The 8184-nt window shown below is 40.8% G+C and carries 6 protein-coding genes and 1 pseudogene; 4 read left to right on the forward strand and 3 right to left on the reverse strand.

Annotated elements, in window-relative coordinates; all coding sequences use genetic code 11:
* Nucleotides 1-774 (forward strand): DUF445 family protein (locus WG8_RS27725; protein ID WP_007428448.1); only part of this gene is annotated, 774 nt, incomplete at its 5' end.
* 180 nt (nucleotides 775-954) lie between these two features.
* On the opposite strand, the gene WG8_RS02300 is transcribed toward WG8_RS27725, so the two are convergent.
* Entirely contained in the window at nucleotides 955-1629 is a 675-nt protein-coding gene (locus tag WG8_RS02300; RefSeq protein ID WP_007428449.1) for an NAD(P)H-dependent oxidoreductase, read from the reverse strand.
* 189 nt (nucleotides 1630-1818) lie between these two features.
* Here WG8_RS02300 and WG8_RS02305 point away from each other — a divergent pair, with 189 nt between their 5' ends.
* On the forward strand, nucleotides 1819-2199 hold the full coding sequence (locus WG8_RS02305) for a winged helix-turn-helix transcriptional regulator (RefSeq protein ID WP_007428450.1): 381 nt from the start codon (nucleotides 1819-1821) through the stop codon (nucleotides 2197-2199).
* A gap of 97 nt (nucleotides 2200-2296) precedes the next feature.
* Here WG8_RS02305 and WG8_RS02310 read toward each other — a convergent pair whose 3' ends face one another.
* Nucleotides 2297-3544, reverse strand: a complete 1248-nt coding sequence (locus tag WG8_RS02310; RefSeq protein WP_007428451.1) for a stalk domain-containing protein — start codon at nucleotides 3542-3544, stop codon at nucleotides 2297-2299.
* Between the two features lie 947 nt (nucleotides 3545-4491).
* Between WG8_RS02310 and WG8_RS02315 the strand changes: the two genes are divergently transcribed.
* Nucleotides 4492-7056, forward strand: a complete 2565-nt coding sequence (locus WG8_RS02315; protein WP_043890704.1) for a hypothetical protein — start codon at nucleotides 4492-4494, stop codon at nucleotides 7054-7056.
* Nucleotides 7057-7132: 76 nt separating this feature from the next.
* Entirely contained in the window at nucleotides 7133-7513 is a 381-nt protein-coding gene (locus tag WG8_RS02320; RefSeq protein ID WP_232289036.1) for a hypothetical protein, read from the forward strand.
* A gap of 158 nt (nucleotides 7514-7671) precedes the next feature.
* On the opposite strand, the pseudogene WG8_RS02325 reads toward WG8_RS02320, so the two are convergent.
* Nucleotides 7672-8184, reverse strand: a pseudogene (locus tag WG8_RS02325) (DUF1775 domain-containing protein); the annotation flags it as partial.

Here is an 8184-nt window from a genome sequence, read left to right on the forward strand (position 1 = left end):
GGGCCATTACTGGAGGCACTTGCTTATCAAACCAGTGCGAAGGGCTACGATCGCCAGGTACTGGATTACACACTGGAGCAGGCTGAGTCCTGGCTTTTGAAGCCGGAGACAGGCTACACGCTGGGTGCCTTGGGAATGCAGGCTATCAGCGGTTTACAGGTGAGCGGGCTGATGCAGTTTGCCTTGAATGCGTTCCTCGGCTATCTGAACGAAGAGCGTATGGGTGAAATGATTCGCCATTTCCTGTTGAATCAGGTAGCAGAACTGCAAAGAGAAGAGCATCCGCACCGTCAGGCTGTACAGGATGGTCTGAGAACACAGTTGACCCGATTAGCGACAAAGGATACGGTTCAGGAAGGATTGAACGGCTGGAAGAACAGCCTTGTTGAAGCCTGGGAAGGCGATGCGTCGGTGCTCGGTAAAATGGAGGAGCTGCGTGCACGTTTATTGAACTATATGGAGGACGGAAGCTATGTGCCGACCTATATTTTACCGCTATTGGATCGGATGCTGACTGATTTGAGAGGAAACACCGAGCTGTTGGACAAGATCAATGCACGAATAGTGGAGGAGATTACCGGATTGGTGGAAGCCAACCACAGCCGGATTGGTAATCTGGTACGCGAAAATGTAGATAAAATGGATAATAAATCTCTGATTGCGTTGATGGAAGACAAGCTGGGACAGGATTTGCAATGGATACGTATTAACGGTGCGGTTACAGGCTTCCTGATCGGTATTGTCCTGACAGGCATCCGTATGCTGATCCATTAGAACAGAAAATGCTACGGATAAGGCTGTGGAACCATGAGGCTGTGGCATGAGCATCTAATAGAGATTGAAGGTGTATAAAAAAGCGGGCTGCGGTGTGTTCATCCTTCAGATGAAGTGCCGCAGCCCGTTTTTTTGGATACTTCATTGCTTGGTATTTAGGAGGAGGTTCAGGGTATCAGGTTACAGAACCCAGCGTGTGACCTTTTCCAGCGGTTGTCTGGATTTTTCCCGCTTGGGTTCATGAGCGCGATAACCGAAGGCGGCAATGACCGAAATATCCAGTCGTCCGTCCTCCAGCAGTCCTTCTTCCTCCAGGATGGCATGCACCTGATCGTAGTTAAAGCCCTCAATCGGGCACGAATCAATGCCGATCTGAGCCGCCGCCGTCATCATATTGCCCAAGGCGATATAGGTCTGCTTGGAAGCCCAGTCGAACAGTGTACGTTCGTTTTCCAGCAGGCGTTGATTTACACCCTGAAAAATTTTGTAGCGGCCCGGTAGCGAAGCGAAGTCTTCCTCGGACATGCCTTTTACCTCTTTATACATATACTCCACGTAAGGAGAATCATATCGTACATCCTTGCGCGCCAAAATGAGCACAACATGGCTGGCCGCAGGAATCTGCTTTTGTCCGCCGCTGGAAACCGCAGCGAGCTTTTCTCTTAAAGCCTGATTTTGTACGACCACAAACTGCCACGGTTCGAAGCCGACGGAGCTTGGGGAAAGACGCCCGGTTTCGAGTATGAATTGAAAATCCTCCTCCGGTATAATGCGATCAGGATCGAATTCCTTCGTTGCGTGTCTAAACAGAAAGGCGTTCAGAATTTCCTGTTTTTTAGCGGATGTATTGGACATAAAACGTATTCCCTCCAGTTGGGTTTGGTTGGTGCTTCATATATTTTCTGCTAATATAATGAGAGCTGATATCGAATATATAGTCATCATATAGAAAGTTTTTGAAGGGAACAAGTACGCACATATTTGTTCCTTATTACAGATCTAAGGCTAAAGGTCTACATCCTGCAGAAAGAAGGGGAATACATGATGCATAAAATGGAAAATTCAGTAAGTGTAAATTTTGGATGTCCGGTAGCGAAAACCGTCGGAGTCATAGGCGGCAAATGGAAGGGAGTCATCTTATATCATTTGACCACAGGACCACGTCGTTACAATGAAATTCGACGGACCTTGCCCAATATTACGCAGCGGATGTTGACCTTGCAGTTGCGTGAGTTGGAGCGGGATGGCATTGTACATCGCCAAATTTATAATGAGAATCCGCCGCGCGTGGAATACTCGCTTACCCCGTTAGGGGATACATTAAGGCCGTTGCTGGACTTTATGAGAGACTGGGGTATCTTTTATGGGGAGCAGAATGGCGACCCTGTGGCGACAACATCCAATTCGGGAAAGCATTTTTGTTAAGGTGGGCATAAGGAAAGCCCGCTGATGATTTCATACCAGATGTATGAGAACATTAGCGGGCAGAATAAGGGCAGGATTATTTTTATAAAATGTACATCTATTTAAACTCGATGGCCTCGTTCATTTTCGCCCAAGCCGTTTCTCCGATGATGCCCAGCCGCCAGATGGCGATGCCTTTGAGGTCATAACGTTTGGCCAGACCGACCTTGGCGTTAACGGTGCTGTCTTTTTCGCTCCCCATCGAAATCCCCAAAATCAGCTTGTCCCGCGAGGTTTCCTTCAAGGCCAGCTTTATGGCTTCGTCCACTTTGTCCAAAGGCTCAGGCGCCGCCTTTTGGCCATAATCATAAGCCATAATGATCAAATCGTCCGCCAGATTGCCCAGCGTCTTGTAATCATAGCCAGAGTATGAGCTGTTCAGCGGATGCAGGACGACGGTGAGCTTGAGTCCAGCCTGATGCGCTTTGGTCGACAGCTTTTGGATAAAGGCGTTGTAGCCTGAACGTGCTTTGGCTTTATCGCCGCTCCAGCCCAATCCTTCCAGATCAAGCGTGATGCCCTTGAACTGTTTGTCAGTGGCAGTGCTGACGATTTGGGAAATGGTCTGCTCTTGAAGCTGCGCATTGTCCAAAACCTTGGTCAGCTCGTGATTGCCGTCGACCGAATAAACCATCAGGTAAGGGGAAGTTCCCTGGCTATCTGCGTCTTGGATGATAGACTCCGGCGTTACGGCTCCAGCGGCTTGAGGCCATTTGTATTCTTTGCCGGTTGTCGTAAACTGTCCGTTCGTATCAATTCGGCTCCAGCCGAAGGCTACGGCGTTAAAATTGGGTATCTTGGATCGCTGGTCAAAGGAAGATAGCGCATAGAAGCCTACCGTATACATGGCCTCACGTGGCGATGTAATGGAGACCGTCCGTGTTGCCTGATTCCAGTTGACCGTGGCCCCAAACTGCTGCCCGAAAAAGCCTAACGGGATCATCGTGCTGCCGCGCACGGTTTGGGGTGCGGCTGTTAGCTGCACCGTTTGCCCATCTACTGTGGCATTGCGGCTGCCCATTTTCAGAACCACCTGCTTGGTTGCAGAGTCTTGTGATTTGGTAGCGGTGATGCTTTGACTGGCTTGGTCCCATTTGACGGTAATGCCAAGAGCTTCCGAAATAGCACGAAAAGGAACCATGGTCGTGCCGTTCATCATGGCGGGCTGCACGGGGAACGGCAACGGGTATCCGTCCAGCATAATGCTGACCTTGCCCGCCTCCGCTTGTGCCAAGGGGCTATAGATGCCCGCTGCGGTACTTAGAAAAATAGCGCTGGATAACAAAGCCTTATTTACGATTTTCATCCTATGATCTCCTATGCTCAATAGATTGCAAAGCTATTATGCTAGAATCGTGAGGTGTCTACCATTTTACCAAAAAAATGATAGATAGGTGAATGTGAAATGTATAGGATGAGAGGGAATATTATATATAAATCTAAAGTTTGAAAATAATAAATGAATTACCCTTAATCAGGTACATTTTCTGGGTAAAGGTCTGTCCAGTGATATTGGTTGTTATTTTTCTCAAACATTCCTCAATATAATTCTTGTAAAAATCCCCTTTAGTATTTCCTTGCATGGCTTTATCCCATCTAACTATTTAACAGAATTCATATAACCTTTTTTGGTCTATATTACTTTTTTTTGGTATAATAATAAAGTTGATTGTTGACAGGTTGTAGATCTATTATTGGAAAAGCTTACAAATGTGAAGTCTTGATTACTTTAACTGAGCATTTATTTGGAAAGGAAAAAATTTAAACGTCATATAAAAATGTGGCAGGAGCGAGAAAAAACAATATTCGGAAAAAAAGATAGCGGATTTACTAATTAAATTTTTGTTATTAATTGTTTTTTTTTATTTATTTTTTTCTGATGTTATATAAATATATTTTTTATAATTATAGGGTGTAAAGTGCAAATCACTGTCGTTTTACATTTGTCATATAACAGGTTGGGAGCTATATCTAGTGGGTACTTTTTGCTACTTCAATTGATTTACCTCCTCAGGAAATTGTAAAATAAATTGTTTTTTTTGTTCGACATTTTTCTACAGCATAGGACAATGATTTTTTGGTACTCTTTTACTATAAGCAAATGTTAGAAGTGAGTATTTATACCCAATTTTAAAATTAAGTTGTTTTTTGTTGGGGAGAGAACGGAAGTATTCCTAATTAATCTTTGAAAATTATCTGTACTGTTGATATTCCGATAAGTTACTAAAGGAACTGTTTGAAGGGAGTACAAGAATGTACGTATTAAATAGACACTATAAAATAGAAGCTTTAGATGGTGCTTTTTGGAGGGAAATAGGAGTTCGTTATGATGCGATTATGGAACTGGAATCTCTCCTTGTTCATAAGAAGCTGTCAGGAGTATTAGTAGTATTAAGGCTCCCAGCTTTAAAAGAGTTATGTCAAATGTATGAATTAGATCATAGTGGTAATGAAGAGCAGATTAAAGAAAATCTCTTAAAACTTAGTTTGGAAGAGAGAAGATTACTCCTACTATTACATGATTTATCTAACCGAAAGAAAAAAACAATTGAAAAGTACTATAATGATTTAGCTTTTGAGGGAATACGCTATGAGCGTTCAACATTAGCGAAGCTTTTGCACTTATATAGGATGTCGCCGATCTATCTTGTAGAGATATTTACTTGTTTTGTTTGGGATAGTAAGTCTTCCGGGAAGAAATACATTTTTAGTAAAAAGATAACGGTTAATGAGGCTAGGAAAATTGCAAACGAAGATTCTTATAATAAAGAACTTAAAGAAACTCTCTTTAAAGGAACAGGCAGTAAAAATCATTATCGTGTTTTTTCTTACTCAATACATTCTAAAAAAGTTTTAATATTATTATATAGACAAATTAGTGATGCGCCCAAACCAGACTTTGTATCTGCTCCAAGAAATCGAGAGGTATCACAAGCTCTGTTTTTAATAGATGAAGAAAAGAATACAGTTGAAATTAAATCATTAATTATGGAAGAGAATGCTATCAGAATATATCTTGATAAAACCTTAGGTGCTTTATCTTTAATTGAGTCAGAAGTATTTGCGGCGTATGAAAAAGAAACCTTTGTAAACAGTATTATTAATGGTTCCACAATTACAGCCTCAGGTAAACCTGTAACTGATTTTATGGTATACAAGATAAAATTTCGCGGTAGTCCATTAAAAAATTCGCCACAAATCACACTTGAATTAGACTATTTGGATATTTGGCCCTCTGTTGAAGAAGCTTATTCAAATGGAACAATTAATTTGGCAAGTATCAAAGATGTGGAGAGTCTCTACTTTAAATCCAGTCTAGGCAACAGAAATATTAGGTCTACTATTTTGGAAAATGGAAATATAATTTTCACTATGGATGATAGTAATTTAAGTATAGATAACAAGGAAATACTTAATTCAAAGTTTTTTGAAAAATTTGGTGTTCCTCTGTTCACGGAAATTTCAAATGAACAATTCGAAGAGGGGCAAGCAGATAAAATTGATTATTTACTCGGTGTTTCTAAAGTAGAGAACCCTAGTGCATTTGTCAGATCCATGCTTGGAGAACTTCGTAGCCATAACATTATTCAGGATAAAATTACTAAGTTTTATTATTGTGACAATTGTAAAATCGATTATAACTATGAAAAGGATGAGGAAGTCCCGACTTTATGTGTGGATTGTGAAGGGGATAGAATTGGTAAGGGTTCTAATGAGTTAGTAACTGTGAATATTGAAGCTATTTATCAATTTGTAAAAGGTAAGTGTAAAACTGGGAATACCCCATGGAAGATAGTTAGAGAGAATCATATTAAGATCGGCTCATCTGAATATAAATGTTTGCATTTATGGGATGAGACGAATGAAAAAGGATTACAAGTACTTGTTACTGAAAAAGCATTGCATAAAGCTGCTTTAAAGAATCTAAACAGGCTTTTAAAACCTACTATGTTAATTCTTGTTGGACAGACAGAAAAACTAATAGATTATAGTAATTATAGTTGCGTTGAACCTATTAATTTTGGTAGAATATACATTGAAGAGGAACATTTGTTCCCTTTAATGCTTAAAGATATTTCGGAAAAGATATACAGACGTTCCAAAACATATTTATCAGCAGCTGCAAATGACGCCCACACAGAACTTACAACTATTACAACGGAAAAAATTAATAATAAGAAATATACTGATAAACATTTTGAAGACGATGTGTTTGCAATGTTAAAAGATATATTTCCAAATGCTGAAAAGTGGGGAAAAGAGCTCTCAGGTAAACCGGTTCCTGAGGGTATATTTACTCTCTCTTATAAAGAAAGGGGGAATAATAGGCCCAAACAGTATGTATTCTCTTATGATTGTAAGCTCAATACTAACGGTCAAGGTTATAATCTTGACAAAGGAGAGCAACGAAAGGCACTTGAATATGTAAATACTTTAAATGCTAATGATTATATACAATATTTCAGTGACAGAGAACAACTGAGTGGACATATTTTTATAAGTAATAAGTTTAAAGAGAGCAATTTTAAAACTATGACTGAGCATTTTTACAAACATTTAGATGATCAATATGACACTAAGGCAATTTTTCTAGATGTTGATGTACTTGTTTACCTGCACAGTAATTATCTTAAACATTATGAATTATTGAGCAATTCGCGTAATTTATTTTATAAAGGTTTATTTGGATTATTCTCAGATGAGCATATTACCAGGGAATCAGTTGATAACGCTCTTAAAAAGGCACTTGATGAGAAAATTGCGGAATATCAGCACTTAGAAATGCGTAAGATAACGGAAGAACTAAAGAGTATTTAAAAAGGAGGCGGAGCTTATCAAATATAATATTCGTAACTCCGCCTTGTTGGCTTATTGCCACTTACATTATGAGGATTTGCAAGAGTCAATTTTACAGTTGTGTGATTCAGAACATATTGTAAACATGGAATGGGGAGTTTCTAGACTCAACTTTTTTGACACGCATATTACAAGTATTATTATAAATGACATTGAGGTTATTGATATTAAAGAAATTTCATACAATGACTTTATTCCCGATAGCTTTATTTATCAGTTTGAATTGATTGACAATCTACCAGCAAGAATCGAACGCTTTCTTCGATTAGGACCTATACGTTTTCGAGAAGAACTGAAAAATGCCTTACAAGCTAATCGGATCGTTACTACTGAAGAACAAAATGATTTATTTATTTGGGAAGATTATAATATGACATTCGAATTTAAAGGGAAAAGCTTTGTTAGAGTAATTGTGTAGAGATAATGAGGTGGAAATACTACTTAATCGGTTATACTTTACTATATATAAAGTTTTTAGGGAAAGCTGGGGCCATGATACATGGCCCCAGCTTTTATTTTTATACCGTCGTATAATTAATACGTCATATACCTAACTTCTATACGTTCGTAACCCAGTTACTTGCGGCGTTTGAGCGCAATGCCGACAGCTGCTGCACCAAGCACGACTGCAATCATCGAGAGGACGAGTGCTGTCGTTTGTGTGGCAGAGCTGGCTGGAGCAGTAGCGGCAGGCGCGGCTTCGGTAGCAGGGTTCGAAGCGGGCGCGGGGCTAGTGCTATCTTGAGCCGTACCTGTGCTCGCATGGCCTGCTGCGGTGCCCGCCGAATCGTGCCCGCTGTCTGCGGCAGGAGCAGGAGCTTCGGATGCGGCCTCTGTCGTTATTTTGGTAATGGAATGAGGATTGTTGCTTCCTTCGTCGCCTGTCCATTCCACAATGCTTCCGTCACTGTAATACTGGAAGGCGTCCCAGGCTGCTTCGGTATTCTGGTTTGCATTTTGCGCTACAAAGCTGAAGCGTTGGTATTGCCCTGCTTGGATACCGTCTTTTTCCGCCGACCAGGTAACGGTAGTCACTTTACCGGAGCTGTCCTTTTCAGTCGCAACCTTCCAATCCGGTACAGGCTCGTC

Source organism: Paenibacillus sp. Aloe-11 (genome assembly GCF_000245715.1).
GTDB classification, from domain to species: Bacteria; Bacillota; Bacilli; order Paenibacillales; family Paenibacillaceae; genus Paenibacillus; species Paenibacillus kribbensis.

What these genes read in the sequence shown, in the direction of transcription:
- WG8_RS02315 (WP_043890704.1), top strand. Translation starts at nt 4,492, where the DNA reads ATGTACGTATTAAATAGACACTATAAAATAGAAGCTTTAGATGGTGCT.
- WG8_RS02300 (WP_007428449.1), bottom strand. Translation starts at nt 1,629, where the DNA reads ATGTCCAATACATCCGCTAAAAAACAGGAAATTCTGAACGCCTTTCTG.
- WG8_RS02310 (WP_007428451.1), bottom strand. Translation starts at nt 3,544, where the DNA reads ATGAAAATCGTAAATAAGGCTTTGTTATCCAGCGCTATTTTTCTAAGT.
- WG8_RS02305 (WP_007428450.1), top strand. Translation starts at nt 1,819, where the DNA reads ATGCATAAAATGGAAAATTCAGTAAGTGTAAATTTTGGATGTCCGGTA.